Source organism: Thioalkalivibrio sp. AKL7 (genome assembly GCF_000381705.1).
Lineage (GTDB): Bacteria > Pseudomonadota > Gammaproteobacteria > Ectothiorhodospirales > Ectothiorhodospiraceae > Thioalkalivibrio > Thioalkalivibrio versutus.
This window is the reverse complement of record NZ_KB906950.1, coordinates 99803-115903: the sequence shown is the minus strand read 5'-3', so window position 1 is coordinate 115903 and position 16101 is coordinate 99803. Positions and strand designations below refer to the sequence as shown.

The 16101-nt window shown below is 67.4% G+C and carries 14 protein-coding genes; 6 read left to right on the top strand and 8 right to left on the bottom strand.

The window, feature by feature from the left end:
- A complete protein-coding gene (locus G315_RS0107585) occupies window positions 1–1260 on the top strand; it encodes an inorganic phosphate transporter (protein ID WP_018144981.1) in 1260 nt (419 codons plus the stop codon).
- A gap of 52 nt (window positions 1261–1312) precedes the next feature.
- On the opposite strand, the gene G315_RS0107580 is transcribed toward G315_RS0107585, so the two are convergent.
- Window positions 1313–2821, bottom strand: coding sequence for a YdiU family protein (locus tag G315_RS0107580; protein WP_019612234.1), 1509 nt, complete (start codon window positions 2819–2821; stop codon window positions 1313–1315).
- A gap of 144 nt (window positions 2822–2965) precedes the next feature.
- Between G315_RS0107580 and G315_RS0107575 the strand changes: the two genes are divergently transcribed.
- Window positions 2966–3469, top strand: coding sequence for a hypothetical protein (locus tag G315_RS0107575; RefSeq protein WP_019612233.1), 504 nt, complete (start codon window positions 2966–2968; stop codon window positions 3467–3469).
- 67 nt (window positions 3470–3536) lie between these two features.
- Here G315_RS0107575 and argH read toward each other — a convergent pair whose 3' ends face one another.
- Complete coding sequence (argH, locus tag G315_RS0107570; protein ID WP_018144978.1) at window positions 3537–4985, bottom strand: argininosuccinate lyase; 1449 nt, start codon at window positions 4983–4985, stop codon at window positions 3537–3539.
- Window positions 4986–5098: 113 nt separating this feature from the next.
- Between argH and G315_RS0107565 the strand changes: the two genes are divergently transcribed.
- From G315_RS0107565 to G315_RS0107550, 4 genes are all read left to right on the top strand, one after another.
- Window positions 5099–6130, top strand: a complete 1032-nt coding sequence (locus G315_RS0107565; protein ID WP_018144977.1) for a sensor histidine kinase — start codon at window positions 5099–5101, stop codon at window positions 6128–6130.
- On the top strand, window positions 6127–6849 hold the full coding sequence (locus G315_RS0107560; RefSeq protein WP_019612232.1) for a LytTR family DNA-binding domain-containing protein: 723 nt from the start codon (window positions 6127–6129) through the stop codon (window positions 6847–6849). Before G315_RS0107565 ends, G315_RS0107560 begins: the two co-directional genes overlap by 4 nt.
- A gap of 103 nt (window positions 6850–6952) precedes the next feature.
- Window positions 6953–7897, top strand: a complete 945-nt coding sequence (gene hemC, locus G315_RS0107555; RefSeq protein WP_081624461.1) for a hydroxymethylbilane synthase — start codon at window positions 6953–6955, stop codon at window positions 7895–7897.
- Window positions 7898–7901: 4 nt separating this feature from the next.
- Window positions 7902–8732, top strand: a complete 831-nt coding sequence (locus G315_RS0107550) for a uroporphyrinogen-III synthase (protein ID WP_018144974.1) — start codon at window positions 7902–7904, stop codon at window positions 8730–8732.
- Between the two features lie 308 nt (window positions 8733–9040).
- On the opposite strand, the gene G315_RS0107540 is transcribed toward G315_RS0107550, so the two are convergent.
- The 6 genes from G315_RS0107540 to G315_RS0107515 all read right to left on the bottom strand — a co-directional run bounded on the left by G315_RS0107540 (window position 9041) and on the right by G315_RS0107515 (window position 16086).
- Window positions 9041–10069: a CDP-6-deoxy-delta-3,4-glucoseen reductase gene (locus G315_RS0107540; protein ID WP_019612229.1), complete on the bottom strand. Its 1029-nt coding sequence runs from the start codon at window positions 10067–10069 to the stop codon at window positions 9041–9043.
- Between the two features lie 90 nt (window positions 10070–10159).
- Window positions 10160–11146 (bottom strand): alpha/beta fold hydrolase, encoded by a 987-nt coding sequence (locus G315_RS0107535; protein WP_019612228.1) that lies wholly within the window; start codon window positions 11144–11146, stop codon window positions 10160–10162.
- A gap of 3 nt (window positions 11147–11149) precedes the next feature.
- Window positions 11150–12613: a 4-hydroxy-3-polyprenylbenzoate decarboxylase gene (ubiD, locus tag G315_RS0107530; protein WP_018144970.1), complete on the bottom strand. Its 1464-nt coding sequence runs from the start codon at window positions 12611–12613 to the stop codon at window positions 11150–11152.
- A gap of 45 nt (window positions 12614–12658) precedes the next feature.
- On the bottom strand, window positions 12659–13426 hold the full coding sequence (gene xth, locus G315_RS0107525; RefSeq protein WP_018144969.1) for an exodeoxyribonuclease III: 768 nt from the start codon (window positions 13424–13426) through the stop codon (window positions 12659–12661).
- On the bottom strand, window positions 13423–15474 hold the full coding sequence (locus tag G315_RS0107520; RefSeq protein WP_019612227.1) for a M3 family metallopeptidase: 2052 nt from the start codon (window positions 15472–15474) through the stop codon (window positions 13423–13425). Before G315_RS0107520 ends, xth begins: the two co-directional genes overlap by 4 nt.
- Before the next feature lie 93 nt (window positions 15475–15567).
- Window positions 15568–16086 carry a hypothetical protein gene (locus G315_RS0107515; protein ID WP_019612226.1) on the bottom strand — a complete coding sequence of 173 codons (519 nt, stop codon included), beginning with the start codon at window positions 16084–16086 and terminating at the stop codon, window positions 15568–15570.
- Window positions 16087–16101 lie beyond the last annotated feature (15 nt).

Below are 16101 nucleotides of genomic sequence, written 5' to 3'. Positions count from 1 at the left end.
ATGGAATACAGCACCCTGTTGCTCGGCCTTGCAGTGATCTTCGGCCTGTTCATGGCCTGGGGCATCGGCGCCAACGACGTTGCCAATGCCATGGGCACCTCGGTGGGCTCACGCGCGCTGACGATTCGCCAGGCGGTGTTTGTAGCCGCGATCTTCGTGTTCTCCGGGGCCTGGCTGGCCGGCGGCGAGGTCACCCAGACCATTCGCAGCGGGATGGTCGACTCCAGCCTGATGGCCGACAACCCCGAATTGCTCGTTTACGGGATGCTGGCGGCCCTGGCAGCCGCCGGGACCTGGCTGATGGTCGCCTCATATTTTGGCTGGCCGGTCTCCACGACCCACTCCATCATCGGCGCCATCGTCGGCTTTGCCGTGGTCGGCCTCGGCTTCGAGGTGGTTCGCTGGGAACGTGTCGGCACCATCGCGATGTCCTGGGTGGTCTCGCCGCTCGTTGGCGGGATGATCGCCTTTGCCCTGTTCCGCAGTGTGCAGATCCTGATCCTCGATACCGTCGATCCGCTGAAGAACGCCAAGCGCTGGGCGCCGCTCTATATCTTCCTCACGGCCTTTGTCACGGCACTGGTGACGATGTTCAAGGGCCTGACCCACGTCGGCCTGGACCTCACGCCCGTGCAGGCCTATGGCTTCGCGATCCTGATCAGCGCCATCGTGGTCGTGCTCGGGATGATGGCGATCCGCCGCCTGCGCTTTGACGATCCCGCTGGCGTGGGCGAGGAAGGCTCCCATTTCGCCAATGTCGAGAAGGTGTTCGGCATCCAGATGGTGGTGACCGGGTGCGCGATGGCCTTTGCCCTGGGCTCCAACGACGTCGCCAATGCCGTCGGCCCGCTGGCTGCAGTCGTGGACGTGATCCAGACCGGCGATGTGAGCACCGAGACCGTCGTGCCCATGTGGGTGCTGCTGCTGGGCGGAGTCGGCATCGTGTTCGGCCTGTTCACCTACGGCCACAAGGTGATCGCGACCGTGGGCACCGGGATCACCCAGCTCACCCCCAGCCGCGGCTATGCCGCCACCGCCGCGGCAGCAGCTACCGTGGTCCTGGCCTCCGGCACCGGGCTGCCGATCTCCACCACGCACACCCTGGTCGGCGCGATCCTCGGCGTGGGCCTGGCACGCGGGATTGCCGCGATCAATCTGGGCCTGGTGCGCATGATCTTCCTGTCCTGGATCGTGACCCTGCCGGCCGGCGCGATCCTGGCGGTGGTCTACTTCTACATCCTGCGCGGCATCCTCGGATAAGTTGGCCCCGGTCTCCGGACGTTCCAGTCCGGGGTCCGGCCTGCACGCCCTCTCAGGACGAACAGCTTAGCTGGATCCCGCTCGCCCACTCCGGCGGCAGGTCCGCATAGGCCTCGTATTCCGGCTGCTCGGCGAACGGACGCGCCAGGATCTGCTGCAGACGCAGCACCTCGGATGCATCCCCCGCCTCGGCTTGCTCGATCGCGGCCTGGGCCAGATGGTTGCGCAGGATGTACTTGGGATTGACGGCATTCATCGCCGTGCGCCGCTCTTCAGGGGGCAGCCCCTCCCCCGCAAGCCGCGCCTGATAGCGCGACCACCAGGCCTGCCATGCGGCCCCATCCTCCAGTTCCGATTCCAGTTGCGCCCGGATCTCCGCCTGCTCCAGATCCGGCAGCTGGCGGAAGAAGCGGGTGTAATCCACACCCTCGGCCGCCATGCGCGCGAGCAGATCCTGGATCAACGCCTCGTCGTCCTCCTGCTCCACCTGCAGCCCGAGCTTCGCCCGCATACGCGCCAGCCAGGCCTGCCGGTACTGCGACTGGAAGCCCTGCAGCAGCGCCTTGGCGCGCTCGATCGCCGCCTCGCGGGTAGCGTCGGCGAAATGGATCACCAGGGTCTCGGCCAGGCGGATCAGGTTCCACTGCGCGATCTGCGGCTGCTGGTCGAAGGCATAGCGCCCGCCCTGGTCGGTGTGGTTGCAGATGTAGCCGGGGTCGAAGGCATCCATGAACGCGAACGGGCCGTAGTCGATGGTCAGGCCGGCCAGGCTCATGTTGTCGGTGTTCATTACGCCGTGACAGAACCCGATGGCCTGCCAGTCGGCGACCATCTCCGCGGTGCGGGCGATCACCGCCTCCAGCATCGCGGCGACGGGATCATCGGCCCCCTGGAGTTCCGGGTAGTCATGCGTCAGGGCGTAGTCGATAAGTTCCTGCAGGCGGGCGCTGTAGCCGTTGTAGTGGAAGTACTCGAAATGGCCGAAGCGCAGGAAGCTGGGCGCGGCGCGCAGCACGATGGCCGCCGGCTCGACGCGCTCGCGGTACACCGGCAGGCTGGACCCGAACAGCGCCACCGCACGGGTGGTCGGCACGCCCAGCGCGGCCATCGCCTCCGAGACCAGGTACTCGCGCACCGAGGAACGCATGACCGCACGACCGTCCGCGCCGCGCGAGAAGCGCGTCGGGCCGGCACCCTTGACCTGCAACTCCCAGGTCTCGCCCGTTGGCGTGCGAACCTCGCCCAGGAGCTTCGCGCGACCATCGCCCAGTTGCGGCACGAAGACACCGAACTGGTGCCCCGCGTACACCGAGGCCCGCGGCTCGGCCCCCGCCAGCTCGCTACCGTGAGTGCAGGCCCCGAGCCACGGGTCGCGGCCAAGGGCCGCGGCCTCCAGGCCCAGACGCTCGCACATGGCCGGGCTGCTCGCCAGGCAGGTCGCATCCGGAAACGGGGCGGGTGCCGGGCTTTCGTGAAAGGCCTCCGGCAGACAGGCAAAGTGGTTGATCCACTCCAGTTGGCTCTCGGAGGCGGCGGCGTTGACGGGGTCGGGGACCGACATGGGGCATTCTCGGCAGGTTGCGGTGTCAGGGGTTATCATGCGCGTCGCATCGACCCGGGTTCAGGAACCCACGGCGGTCGCGCGTTCATTTTCCGGCCGGATGCCCCACGGCAAACGGCACCCTGCATTCCGGAGGCAAGCCCCGTGTCCGAACAAGACAACCCCAAGCCGCAGAACCTGAAGACCAGCGAACGCCTGGTCTGGCTCGGCTTCATGCTGTTTTTCGTGGTCGTCCTGGCGATCTACATCGCGCGCGGCGATGGGCTCGAACAGGACCTCGCGGAGGCCAACCGCGATCTGCTGCAGGCGCAGATGCAGCTGCAGCAATACACCCGCCACGAGATCCCGCGTCCGGTGGAACTGGGCCTGACCAATGCCCATCTCCAGGACCTGCAGCGTCGCGGCATGGTGCGCCCGAACGAGCGTCTCGCCGATGACCTGATGCAGCAGACCGGCCTGATCCCGCACGAGGCGCCGGAAGGCGACGCATACGCGTTCCGCCGCGACGGCATCCACGTCCTGAACCACCAGTGGGTCCTGGCGAACTTCGAGGGCGATTCGGCGCACGGCCAGCTACTGCTGGCCTACGAGGTCGTCCACGGCAACGTCCACTGGGAAGTGCTGGAGTCCACGCTGGACCGGATCTGAAGGCGGGCCAGGCGGCACACAGACGCGCCCCGCCCCCGCACTCCGGGAACCGGAGCGCGGGGTGAACTCAGCGGTCGGCGCGGGCCAGCGCGGCCAGGTGCTCGCGGGCGGCCGCAGCCTGGCGGCGCACCTGTTCCGGGGCGGTCCCCCCCGTGAGGTTACGCGCGGCGGCCGAGCCCTCGGGCGTCAGCACCGTGAACACGTCCTCACCCACCGCCGGGCTGATCGCCTGCAGGTCCGCCAGCGGCAGCTCCGCCAGATCCACCCCGCGCTCCTGCGCAATACGCACCGCTCGCCCGACGACCTCGTGGGCATCGCGAAAGGCCACACCGCGCCCGACCAGGTAGTCGGCCAGATCGGTCGCCGTGGCGAAGCCCTTGCGCGTCGCCGCCAGCGTATTCTCCCGCCGTACCTCAAGGTTCGGCACCATGTCGCCGAACGCACGCAGCGAGCCCAGCAGGGTGTCGACGGTGTCGAACAGCGGTTCCTTGTCTTCCTGATTGTCCTTGTTGTACGCCAGCGGCTGGCTCTTCATCAGGGTCAGCAGCGACATCAGGTGGCCATAGACCCGACCGGTCTTGCCCCGCACCAGTTCGGGTACGTCCGGGTTCTTTTTCTGCGGCATGATCGAGGAGCCGGTGCAGTAGCGATCCGGCAGCTCGATGAAGGCGAACTGGGCGCTGGTCCACAGCACCAGCTCCTCGGCCTGACGCGACAGGTGCATCATCAGGGTCGCGGCGGCCGCGGTGAATTCGATGGCGAAGTCACGATCGGAGACCGCGTCCAGGGAGTTGCGGGTGACACTGTCGAAACCCAGCAGCTCGGCGGTGTATTCACGATCCAGCGGATACGGCGTACCGGCCAGCGCGGCGGCGCCCAGCGGCAGGATGTTCACCCGGCGCCGCGTATCCCGCAGACGCTCGGCATCGCGCTCCAGCATCTCGTACCAGGCCAGCATGTGATGGCCGAAGGTGACCGGCTGCGCGGTCTGCAGGTGGGTAAAGCCGGGCATCACGGTATCCGCCTCACGCTCGGCCAGGGCCACCAGGCCATCCTGATAGCCGCGGATCAGGCGCAGGACATCGTCGATGGCCGCGCGCAGCCACAGGCGGATGTCGGTCGCAATCTGGTCATTGCGCGAACGCCCGGTATGCAGTTTCTTGCCGACATCGCCGATGCGTTCGATCAGGCGCGCCTCGATGTTCATGTGCACGTCCTCGCGCCCGACCTGCCAGTCGAACTCGCCGGCGGCGATCTCGTCGCGGATCGCATCGAGCCCCGCAAGGATCTGCTCCGCCTCGGCCTGCGTCAGCACCCCGACCTTGGCCAGCATGCGCGCATGCGCCTGTGAGCCCTGGATGTCTTCGCGGTACAGACGCCGGTCGAAATCCACCGACGCGGTGAAGCGCTCGACGAAGGCATCGGTCGGTTCGGAAAAGCGCCCGCCCCACAGCTTGGCCTCACCGGGGGCGGCAGGCGTGGCGGCTGGCTTGTCGTGCGGGGAATCCTGCGTCATGGTGCATCCTGAAGCGGGTGGGGAAAGACACGGAAGTATACGGGCACAGCCGGGGAGTGAACATGGCGCGATCCGGCGCCCGTTTGTGCACGGCAACAGGGGGAGTGTTACGCATGGCCCAGGGGGAAACCATCAGGGACACCACCAGTGGGCTCTCGCCGCTGCCCGATTTCTGCAGCGCGGAGACATTGCTGCGCGTGCTCATGGTGGCCGTGCTGCTGGCACTGGCCGTGGCCCTGTTGCGCGGCGGCGGTCAGGACTGGCTCTCGGCCCTGGCGCTGCACGCGCTGTTCATCTTCTGGGTGGCACTGACCAGCCTGTTGATCCTGTGCGGGCTCAAGAGACCGCTGCAGCGACTGCCGCTGACCGCCCAGATCGTGCTGCCGCCCTTGGTTCCCATCGCCAACACCGCCATCGTCTATCGCCTCGCGGAGGAACTGGTGCTGGCCGACCCGGCGCTGCGCTGGCCGGTGATCGGTGTCGCCACCATCCTCAGCCTGATGGCCATGCACTACCTGTACCTGCAGGCGGCCTGGCAACGCGAAACCCGGGCCGTGGCAGCGGCCCGGGAGCAGGCCATGCGCGCCCGCCTGCGCCCGCATTTTCTCTACAACAGCATGAACACCATCGCCGGGCTGTGTCGCAGTGATCCTGCGCGTGCGGAACAGGTCACCCTGGATCTGGCGGATCTGTTCCGCGCCACATTCGCCACCGGCGACCGCCACTCGCTGCGTGAGGAGCTGGACCTGGTCCGCGCGTTCCTCGAGATCGAACAGACCCGTTTCGGCGAACGCCTGGTCCTCGACTGGGACTGCCCCGACCACCCGGGCCTGGATCTCGATGTGCCCACGCTGATCCTGCAACCGCTGGCGGAGAACGCGATCCAGCACGGGATCGCACCCGCACGCGGCGCAGGGCGCATATGGGTGCGCTGCCGCATGGATTCCGGACGGGTCACGGTGACCATCGGCAACACCGTGGATCCACACGCACGCGGCGAGGGGACCGGCACCGCCACCGATGCGGTACGCCTGCGGCTGCAGCACGCCTTCGGCGGGCAGGTACACTTCGAGGCCGAGGCCGAGGTCGAGCGGTTCGAGGTCCGGATCCGTTTGCCGCTCGCGAACCGGGGGGAAACTACATGAACAACGCTCGACTGGAGTTATTGATTGCCGACGACGAACCGATTGCCCGTCAACGCCTGACCGCGCTCGTCCAGGAGTTGGGGCATCGGGTGGTGGCGCAAGCTGCGCATGCCGGCGAGGTCGAGATGCAATTGCAGGACCACGCGCCGGATGCCCTGCTGCTGGATATCAACATGCCCGGGGAAACCGGGCTGGAACTCGCGCGGCGTCTGCATGCGGAAGATCCCGCGCTGACGGTGATCCTGGTCACCGCACACGACCGCTTTCCGCTGGAGGCGTTCGAGGCCGGGGTGCGCGACTACGTGCTGAAGCCGGTGCGCCGCGAACGGCTGGAACAGGCGTTGCAGCGTGCGGTGCAGCAAAAACAGGACCGGCCCGAGACCTTCCCGAACGAGGTCCACATCACCGTCGGCCGGCGCGAGGAACGCGTACCGCTGGAACAGGTGGACATCTTCATCGCGGAGGGCGGTTACGTCATGGCGCGCTCGGCACGCCTGGCCGGCTTCGTCGACACCCGCCTGCGCGAACTGGAGGGCCTGTACGGCCCCGCCCTGTTGCGGGTGCACCGCGGCTGCCTGGCGGTGAAGGCCTCGGTCAAGGGCGTCGAAAGCCTCGGCCAGACCGACCACCGCCTGCTGTTCCACGACGACCTGGACCCCATCCCCATCAGCCGCCGCCAGCTGCCACGAGTGCGCGATTACCTGCGCAACGGGACCTGAGAGGGCCGCACACCCCTGCGGGATTCGGGGCGCGAAGCATTCGCCGTTATACTAGTCCGTTTGAACGCCCGGCCGCTCGCGCCGTGGCTCGCCCGGACAATCCATGAAGCCTGTACGCATCGCCACCCGAAAGAGCCCGCTTGCCATGTGGCAGGCCGAACACGTCGCCGCCCGTCTGCGCGCCCGTGAGCCGGAACGCCCGGTTGAACTGGTGGGCATGACCACCCAGGGCGACCGTGTCCTGGACTCCCCGCTGGCGCGGATCGGCGGCAAGGGCCTGTTCGTGAAGGAGCTGGAGATCGCGCTGCTGGAGGACCGCGCCGACATCGCGGTGCACTCGGTGAAGGACGTGCCGATGGAGCTTCCCGAGCAGCTCGAACTGCCGGTGATCCTCGACCGCGAGGATCCACTGGACGCGTTCGTGTCCAACCAGTACGCACATGTCGACGAGCTTCCGCAGGGGGCCCGGGTTGGCTCCTCTAGCCTGCGCCGGCAGTGCCAGCTGCGCGCGCGGCGACCGGACCTGGAGGTCCGTGACCTGCGCGGCAACGTGAATACCCGCCTAGCCAAGCTGGATGCCGGCGAATACGACGCCATCCTGCTCGCCGCAGCCGGGCTCAAACGCCTCGGGTTCCATGAGCGGATTCGCAGCTGCCTGGAGCCGGACGTCAGCCTGCCGGCGGTTGGTCAGGGTGCCATCGCCATCGAGTGTCGCGCCGGCGATACCGCCATCGGCGCGCTGATCGCACCATTGAACGATACGGATACCGCCGACCGCGTGCGCGCCGAGCGGGCCTTCAACCGTCGCCTGGAAGGCGGCTGTCAGGTCCCACTGGCAGCCCATGCGACGCTGGTCGGGGATCAGCTGCACCTGGACGGCCTGGTCGGCGCGGTGGATGGCAGTCGCCTGTTGCGCCGCCAGGTCGAGGGGCCGCGCAGCGACGCCCAGGCCCTCGGGATCCGCCTGGCGGACATGCTGCTGGAACTCGGGGCAGGCGAACTGCTCGCGGCCGCCCATCGCGAACACGGCCAGGACACGAAGGGGTAGACGCATGACCGCATCCGCAGACGACAACACGGTGGTCGACGAGGCCCACGGCCCGCTGGCCGGCCTTGGCATCCTGGTCACCCGGCCGGCCGCCCAGGCAGAGCCGTTCTGTACCGCCTTGACGGCCGAGGGCGCGAGCGTGATCCGCTTTCCCGTGCTGGAGATCCTGGCCCCCAGTGATCCCACCAACCTGCGCGAGGTCCTGGACCGGCTGGCGGACTTCGATATCGCCGTGTTCATCAGCCCGAACGCCGTCCAGCGCGTGCTCAATCTGGCCCTGGCGGAACATTCATGGCCCGCCACCACAAAGATCGCGGCGATCGGCAACCGCACGGCACAGGAACTGAAGGGCTTCGGGCGCCCGGCGGACATCCTGCCGCCGCGACGCTTCGACAGCGAGGCCCTGCTGGCGCAGGAGGCGATGCAGGACGTGGCCGGCAAGCGCGTGGTGATCTTCCGCGGCGATGGCGGCCGCGAATTGCTGGGCGACACCTTGAAGGCCCGCGGCGCCGAGGTGACCTTTGCCGAGGCCTACCGCCGCGGGCGCCCCGAGGGCGATACCGGCGAGCTGATGTACGCCTTCTCGCGCGGGCAGATCGGCGTGATCACCATCACCAGTGGCGAGGGGCTGCGCAACCTGTACGAGATGGTCGGCAAGCTGGGGCGCATGTGGCTGCGCAAGACCCCGCTGGTGGTCGGCAGCGAACGCATCGCGGAGATCGCGCAGGAGCTGGGCTTCAAGGCTGCAGTGGAGACCGCCGAGGATCCCACCGATGCCGCCATGCTGGCGGCGGTCCACCGCCTGGGGGAACGCCTGCGCGCGAATGGGGCCTAGGTTTTTCTACCACAAAGGGCTCGAATACAGGAAGAAAGGCGGTTACACCACAGAGTTGGCGCGTCGTCCCCGTGCGGGGCACCAACTCGTCGGTGAACAGACCGAGCCAGGCATCGAGGTCGGGATCAGCGGCTCGCAGAGGAACTGATGCGATTCGCTGCGCTCATCCGCATCCTACGTCCTTATGACGCCATTCCCGGTTTTCTCCGTGACCTCTGTCTCCTCTGTGGTTCAAATGATTGTGACCTTGCCCTTCTTCGTGTCTTCGTGCCCTTCGTGGTGAATAAGCGACGCGGGCACCGGCGGTGTCACTCGGCCGGGGTGGCGGGCTCGAAGCTGTCGTAGTACAGCTGCTCGGGTGGCAGCCCGGCGGCGCGGAAGGCCTCGCGCGCGGCGTGGATCATCGCCGGTGGCCCGGCCATGTAGACATCAAAGCCGGACAGGTCCGGGTACTCCGACAGCACCGCATCGTGAGGCCAGCCGCTGACGGCGGCAAAGCCGGCGGCGGTCTCGGCCGGGGTATCCGACAGCACCGGCGTGAAACGGAACTGTCCGGCGTGCTCGGCGGTCATCTGCTGCAGCCAGTCCGGGGCATAGATGCCATCGGCGCCGCGGGCGCCCCAGAACAGGTGGTGCGGTCGATCCAGTCCCTCGGCAGCCAGATGGTCCAGCATGCCTTTCAACGGACCAAAACCGGTGCCCCCGCCAACGAACAGGCGCGGGCGCGGGGATTCCTCGTCGACGAAGAAGCTGCCCAGCGGCCCCTCGATACGCAGCAGCGCCTTGGGCTTGAGCTCCTCGAACACCATGGCGGAGAAACGCCCGCCCGGCATGTGCCGGACATGCAGGGACAGCTGGGCATCGTCGTGCGGGGCGTTGGCCAGGGAGTAGCTGCGGCGCTCACCCCCCTTGAGCAGGATGTCCAGGTACTGCCCTGCGAGGAACTGGAGGCGCTCGGCGGCCGGGAGCTGCAGACGCAGCTCCATCACGTCGTCGGCCAGGCGGTTCAGGGCCGCCACGCGACACGGCAGGGTCTTGACCACGATGTCCCTGGCTGCGCCGATCTCTTTCACCTCGATCTCGAGGTCGTCCACCGGGACCGCCTGGCAGAACAAGGCCATGCCGTCGGCCAGTTCCGCCTCGCTGATGCCCGGTGGCTTGTTCGGCCCGTGATCGACCTCGCCCTGCAGCACCCGCCCCTTGCAGGAGCCACAGGCGCCATTGCGGCAGCCGTAGGGAAAGGCGAAGCCCTGGCGCAGGCCGGCCTCGAGGACGGTCTCGTCGTCTTCGACCTCGAATACATGGCCACTGGGCTGAATGGTGACATCGAACGCCATCGGAAACCCTCGGTCGCGGAAAGGCCGTTATTCTCGCCGCTGCCGCCCCGAACGCAAGCAACCGCAGTCCGACCGGGTCGGCGGCCTCGGCTACGGGTCGTGGCGGGGGTTGGGAGCCAATACCGCAGGCGAGCCCGCCGGATCGGTCGTAACCCGCTGCATCCAGTCGACCAGGCGGGTGGCCGTGGTCGGCCAGTCGGGGGCGTGCAGAATGAGATGCGGCCAGTCGGGGTCGGTCCAGACCTCGGCCTGGCCCTGTGGATGGGCACGGGCGGCCATGTAGACCGACTCGCGCTGGATCGTCCCGTCCTGCTCGCCCCACAGGTACACCACCGGGGCTGTGACGTGGCCGATATGATCCGTGGCGTACTGGGCCAGCCAGACCACGCCGGCATAGGTATCCATGCGCACGCGGCGAATGATGCGCGGATCCGTGGAGAAGCGTTCGACCGCGGCGGGCGCGAGGCTGTCGGAGTAGTCGGGGTCGATGGTCAGCGTGAGCCCGCCGGCGAGGACCTCGCTGGTACGCACGGCGGCATCCCAGAAACCCCGAGCGGGGATCCCGCCACGCAGGCCCGGGGCAATGGCCATAACCCCGGCGACCTCCAGTTCCGGATGAGTGGCGAGGCTTGCCAGTGCGGCGGATCCGCCCATGCTCTCGCCCAGCAGGAAAACCGGCCGCTCGGGGTACTCCGCTTGCACCGCGCGGACCATGGCAGCCACGTCGCTGATCAGGGGTTCGGCACCCGGCCAGCGGCCGTGTTGCTCGCTCGTGCCATGGCCGCGCTGATCCAGCGCCTGGACACTGTAGCCGCGATCGGCCAGCCAGGGACCCAGGGCTTCATAGGCACCGGCGTGATCGCGGAAGCTGTGCAGGGCGATCACCACGGCGACGGGTTCTGCGGCCGACCAGCGGCGGACGCGATCGGGGGCGATCGCTGCGCCCGCAGGAGCTTCCTTCACTGGGGTCCCCGCCGCGCGCACGGTTTCACGCTCCGGGGCGGCCGCACAGGCGGTCAAGGCCAGCAGCAGTACAGCCAGGAGCCCGACCGCGCCCGGGATTCGGCGGCGCGTCACGCCTCATATCCCCAGTTCATCCCAGATCTCGTCCACGCGGCGTTTGACCGCCTCGTCCATGGCGATCGGCCGGCCCCACTCGCGATCGGTCTCGCCCGGCCATTTGGAGGTCGCATCCATGCCCATCTTCGAGCCCAGTCCGGAGACTGGGGAAGCGAAATCGAGATAGTCGATCGGGGTGTTCTCCACCAGGGTGGTGTCGCGGGCCGGGTCCATGCGGGTGGTGATGGCCCAGATCACGTCTTTCCAGTCGCGGGTATTCACGTCGTCGTCGACCACGATCACGAACTTGGTGTACATGAACTGACGCAGGAAGGACCATACGCCCATCATGACGCGCTTGGCGTGGCCCGGGTACTGCTTGCGCATGGAGACGACGGCCATGCGGTAGGAGCAGCCCTCGGGGGGCAGATAGAAGTCCACGATCTCCGGGAACTGCTTCTGCAGGATTGGGATGAAGACCTCGTTCAGGGCCACCCCGAGCACGGCGGGCTCGTCCGGCGGGCGACCGGTGTAGGTGGAATGGTAGATCGGCTGATCACGATGGGTGATGCGGTCGATGGTGAAGACCGGGAACTCGTCCACCTCGTTGTAGTAACCCGTGTGGTCCCCGAACGGGCCTTCCGGCGCGGTGTCACCCGGGTGGATATGCCCCTCGAGCACGAACTCGGCGGAGGCCGGGACCTCCAGGTCGGAACCGATGCAGCGGGTGACCTCGGTTCGACTGCCACGCAGCAATCCGGCGAAGGCATATTCGGACAGGGTATCCGGCACCGGGGTCACGGCGCCGAGGATGGTGGCCGGATCGGCACCCAGGGCAACCGCGATGGGAAACGGCTCGCCGGGGTGGGCCTGGCACCACTCGCGAAAATCGAGGGCCCCGCCGCGATGGGACAGCCAGCGCATGATCACGCGATTGCGCCCAATGACCTGCTGGCGATAAATACCAAGATTCTGGCGCGACTTCTCCGGGCCACGGGTGACCACCAGGCCCCAGGTAATCAGGGGACCGGCGTCTTCCGGCCAGCAGGTCTGGACCGGGAGTTGGCCGAGATCGACCGCATCGCCTTCTATTACATGGCGCTGACACGGCGCCCCGCGGATCTTCTTGGGCGCCATGTCCAGCACCTTGCGAAAGATCGGCAGCTGTTCCCAGGCCGCCTTGAATCCCTTGGGCGGATCCGGCTGCTTCAGGAAGGCGAGCAGGCGCCCGACCTCGCGCAGGGCTTCGACAGAGTCCTCGCCCATGCCCATGGCCACCCGCTCCGGGGTGCCAAACAGGTTGGCGAGCACCGGGATGTCGGAGCCGGTGGGGTTTTCGAACAGCAGGGCCGGGCCGCCGGCGCGCAGGACGCGGTCGGCGATCTCGGTCATCTCCAGGTTCGGGTCCACCTCGCGGGTGATGCGGCGCAGCTCGCCGCGCTGTTCGAGGCCATCAATGAAATCGCGCAGATCCTTGTACTTCACGGGGTCTCCCTCGGGAATGGCCGGTTGGTGCGACCCGGGCCAGGGTTAGGCGGAGAATTCCGCCCAGACCGGGGCATGGTCGGACGGACGCTCCCAGGCACGCGGTTCGCGGTCGATGCCCGCGGCCTGCAGACGGGCCTGCAAGGGAGCGCTGGCGAGGACCAGGTCGATGCGCAGGCCCCGATTGCGACGGAAGGACGCGGCCCGATAATCGAACCAGGAATACTCCTCCGCGGGCTGCTCGAAGGTGCGGAAGGTATCCGTGAGGCCGAGATCGGTCAGCGCGGCCAGGGCCTCGCGTTCCGGCGTGGAGCAAAGGATGCGCTCGTGCCAGGCCTCGGGGTCGTGCACGTCGCGATCATCCGGGGCGATGTTGAAGTCACCGAGGACCACCAGATTCGGGTGCTGCGCAAGCTCGTCGGCCAACCAGGCGTGCAGCCGCGCTAGCCAGTCCAGCTTGTAGGCGTATTTCTCGGTACCGACGTTCTCGCCGTTCACGACATACAGGTTGACCACGCGAACGTCGCCGATGGTGGCGGCGAGGATACGGCGCTGGGCGTCCTCGAGCCCCGCCGGGTCGGTGACCACGTCGGTGGCCTCGCTGCGGGAGATGATGGCCACGCCGTTGTAGGTCTTCTGTCCGGAGAACACGACCTGATAGCCCGCATCGCGGATGGCCGCGGCCGGAAAGTTCTCGTCGGTCAGCTTGGTCTCCTGCAGGGCCAGGACGTCGGTCCGCGAGCTCCCCAGCCAATCGAGGACCTGCGGCAGACGCACCTTGAGCGAATTGACGTTCCAGCTGGCGATCTTCACGCGGCTTTCTCCTCCAGGCCGCTATGGCGCAACAGGGCGTCGATCTGCGGATCGCGCCCGCGGAAGGCACGGAAGGAGTCCGCGGCCGGGCGCGAGGCACCGGCCTCGAGAATCTCGCGCAGGTAGGCCGCCCCCACCTCGGACGAAAACAGACCTTCCTCTTCGAAGCGCCCGAATGCGTCAGCCGACAGGACCTCGGCCCACTGGTAGCTGTAGTACCCCGCGGCGTAGCCGCCGGCGAAGATGTGGCCGAAGCCGTGGGCGAAGCGATTGAACGCCGGCGGATGGACCACCGCGATCTCCTGACGCACGGTCTCCAGGAGCCGCTGGATGTCCGCCGCATTCGCAGGGGCGGGCCCGGCATGCAGGCGCATGTCGAAGAGGGAGAACTCGACCTGGCGCAATAGCTGTAACGCCGTGTGGAAGTGGCGCGTCCCCTGCAGGCGCTGGAACAGGTCCTCGGGCATCGCCTCGCCGGTCTCGTGATGGCGCGCGAACAGATCCAGCGCCTCGCGTTCCCAGCACCAGTTCTCCATGAACTGACTGGGCAGTTCGACCGCATCCCATTCCACGCCGTTGATGCCGGCGATGTCGGGTTCGTCCACCCGGGTCAGCATGTGATGCAGGCCGTGACCGAACTCATGGAACAGCGTAATCACTTCGTCATGAGTGAAAAGGGCGGCCTTGCCGTCCACCGGCGGGGTGGAGTTGCAGGTCATGTAGGCGACCGGCAGCTGGGCTCGGTCCTCGGAGATGAAACGGTTGCGGCAGACATCCATCCAGGCGCCGCCGCGCTTGTTCTTGCGTGCGTAGAGATCGAAGTAAAAGCCAGCGCGTTCGATGCCATTCGCGTCAAAGATGCGATAGAACCGGACGTCGTCGTGCCAGGTCTCGATGCTGTCGTCGGGCTCGAAGCGGACCTGGAACAGGCGCTGGACCAGACCGAACAAGCCGCTGACCGCGCGGTCAGCGGGGAAGTAGGGCTTCAACATCTCCTGGCTGAGGCCCAGGCGTCGCTCACGCATCTTCTCGGCCGCGAAGGCCATATCCCAGGCCTCCAGGGTTCCGAGGTCGAGCTCGTCGCGGGCAAAGGCGCGCAACTCGTCCAGGTCGCGCTCGGCCCGGGGGCGCGCGCGGTGCGCCAGATCCTGGAGGAAGCCTTCGACCTGCTCGGCGCTATCAGCCATCTTGGTCGCGAGCGAGCGCTCGGCGTAGTGGCGAAAGCCCGTCAGATGCGCTTTCTCCTCCCGCAACTGGAGGATCTCGACCATGATCTCGCTGTTGTCGTGATTGCCGGCGCCGGGCCCGAGGTCAGACGCACGCGTCGTGAAGGCCTCGTACACACGGTAACGCAGGTCGCGATCCTCGGCGTGGGTCATGACTGCGAGGTAGCTGGGGATGTCCAGGGTCACGACAAAGCCCGTCTGGTCGTGATCGCGAGCGTTCTGCGCGAGCATGGCCCGATCGGACTCGGAGATGCCGGCGAGCGCGGCCGCATCATCGGTCTGCCAAGTCCAGGCCTGAGTGGCGTCCAGCACGTTCTCTTCGAAACGTGCAGTCAGCTCCGAAAGGCGGGCGTTGATGGCGCGCAGGCGTTCGCGCTCGGCCTCGGGGAGGTCGACGCCGCTCAGATGGAAATCACGCAGAATGTCATCCAGCACCTTGCGCCGCTGGGGCGAAAGCTGCGCGTACTCTTCACTGTCTGCCAGGCGACGGACCGCCCGGTACAGGCCCTGATGCTGCGAGACCCAGCTGCCGTAATCCGACAACAGGGGGAGGCTGGCGTTGTATGCCTCGCGAATCTCGGGACCGTTCATGACCGCATTGAGGTGTCCGACCGGAGACCAGACGGCATCCAGGCGCGTGTCCAGCGCTTGCAATGGCCGGATCAGCGTGGCCCAAGTCGGGTGATCCCCGACGGCCGCGACCAGCCGGTCAATCTCCGCGCGATTCTCCACCAGGACGGTTTCCACCGCGGGCAGCACATGTTGAGGCTCGATGGCACGAAAGGCGGGCAGCCGGTCGGTCTGCAGCAAGGGGTTGGACACGGTATCTCCAGGGGTCGGGCCAGCAGTGGATTATGCCATTCGGACAGAATGTCCGGCAGGGTGTTCCCGGCAACGGGGTCGTCCGGGCGAAGCTTACGGGCTCGGCGGGCGAACGGGGTGAAAGACGGCATGGCCAGCGAGGCGGGCGAGGAGTCCGTAGGCCCACTGGCGGCGCAGCCCGGCATAGGCATCCACAGCGGCATTGTAGCGGCCGAGGGCCTCAGTAATTGCTTGGTCCAGTGCCGCTACGCGAGGGGGCAGTCGATCGGTCGAATCCGATAAATTATTATATTTATCAAGGATTTGCGTTCGTATATGGTCCCATTCGGCGCGGATGGCGCGTTCGCCCCGGGCCAGACCGGGAAGATCGCCGCAGCGTCGCGCTCGCTCCTGTTCCTGGACCACCCGTTGGAGCGCCCGCAGGTCCAGGGGCGGATCGGTCCGGGTCGCGGACCAAGCCCGCTCCAGCAGCCCATTGCGCTGGGTGAGCAGGGTATCGAGTCGAGCCCAGGCCGCGACGACGCGGCGTTCATGGACTGCAAGATGGGTGTACAGGCGAAACGCGACCAGCGCCAGAATCACCAGGACCAGGAGTGCGGCCAGGACCTGCATGGTGCCGGCGGGATC

Excerpts from the sequence above, each read along its gene's own strand:
- G315_RS0107585 (WP_018144981.1), top strand. The coding sequence starts at position 1 with ATGGAATACAGCACCCTGTTGCTCGGCCTTGCAGTGATCTTCGGCCTG.
- G315_RS0107580 (WP_019612234.1), bottom strand. The coding sequence starts at position 2,821 with ATGTCGGTCCCCGACCCCGTCAACGCCGCCGCCTCCGAGAGCCAACTG.
- argH (WP_018144978.1), bottom strand. The coding sequence starts at position 4,985 with ATGACGCAGGATTCCCCGCACGACAAGCCAGCCGCCACGCCTGCCGCC.
- G315_RS0107565 (WP_018144977.1), top strand. The coding sequence starts at position 5,099 with ATGGCCCAGGGGGAAACCATCAGGGACACCACCAGTGGGCTCTCGCCG.
- G315_RS0107560 (WP_019612232.1), top strand. The coding sequence starts at position 6,127 with ATGAACAACGCTCGACTGGAGTTATTGATTGCCGACGACGAACCGATT.
- hemC (WP_081624461.1), top strand. The coding sequence starts at position 6,953 with ATGAAGCCTGTACGCATCGCCACCCGAAAGAGCCCGCTTGCCATGTGG.
- G315_RS0107550 (WP_018144974.1), top strand. The coding sequence starts at position 7,902 with ATGACCGCATCCGCAGACGACAACACGGTGGTCGACGAGGCCCACGGC.
- G315_RS0107540 (WP_019612229.1), bottom strand. The coding sequence starts at position 10,069 with ATGGCGTTCGATGTCACCATTCAGCCCAGTGGCCATGTATTCGAGGTC.
- G315_RS0107515 (WP_019612226.1), bottom strand. The coding sequence starts at position 16,086 with ATGCAGGTCCTGGCCGCACTCCTGGTCCTGGTGATTCTGGCGCTGGTC.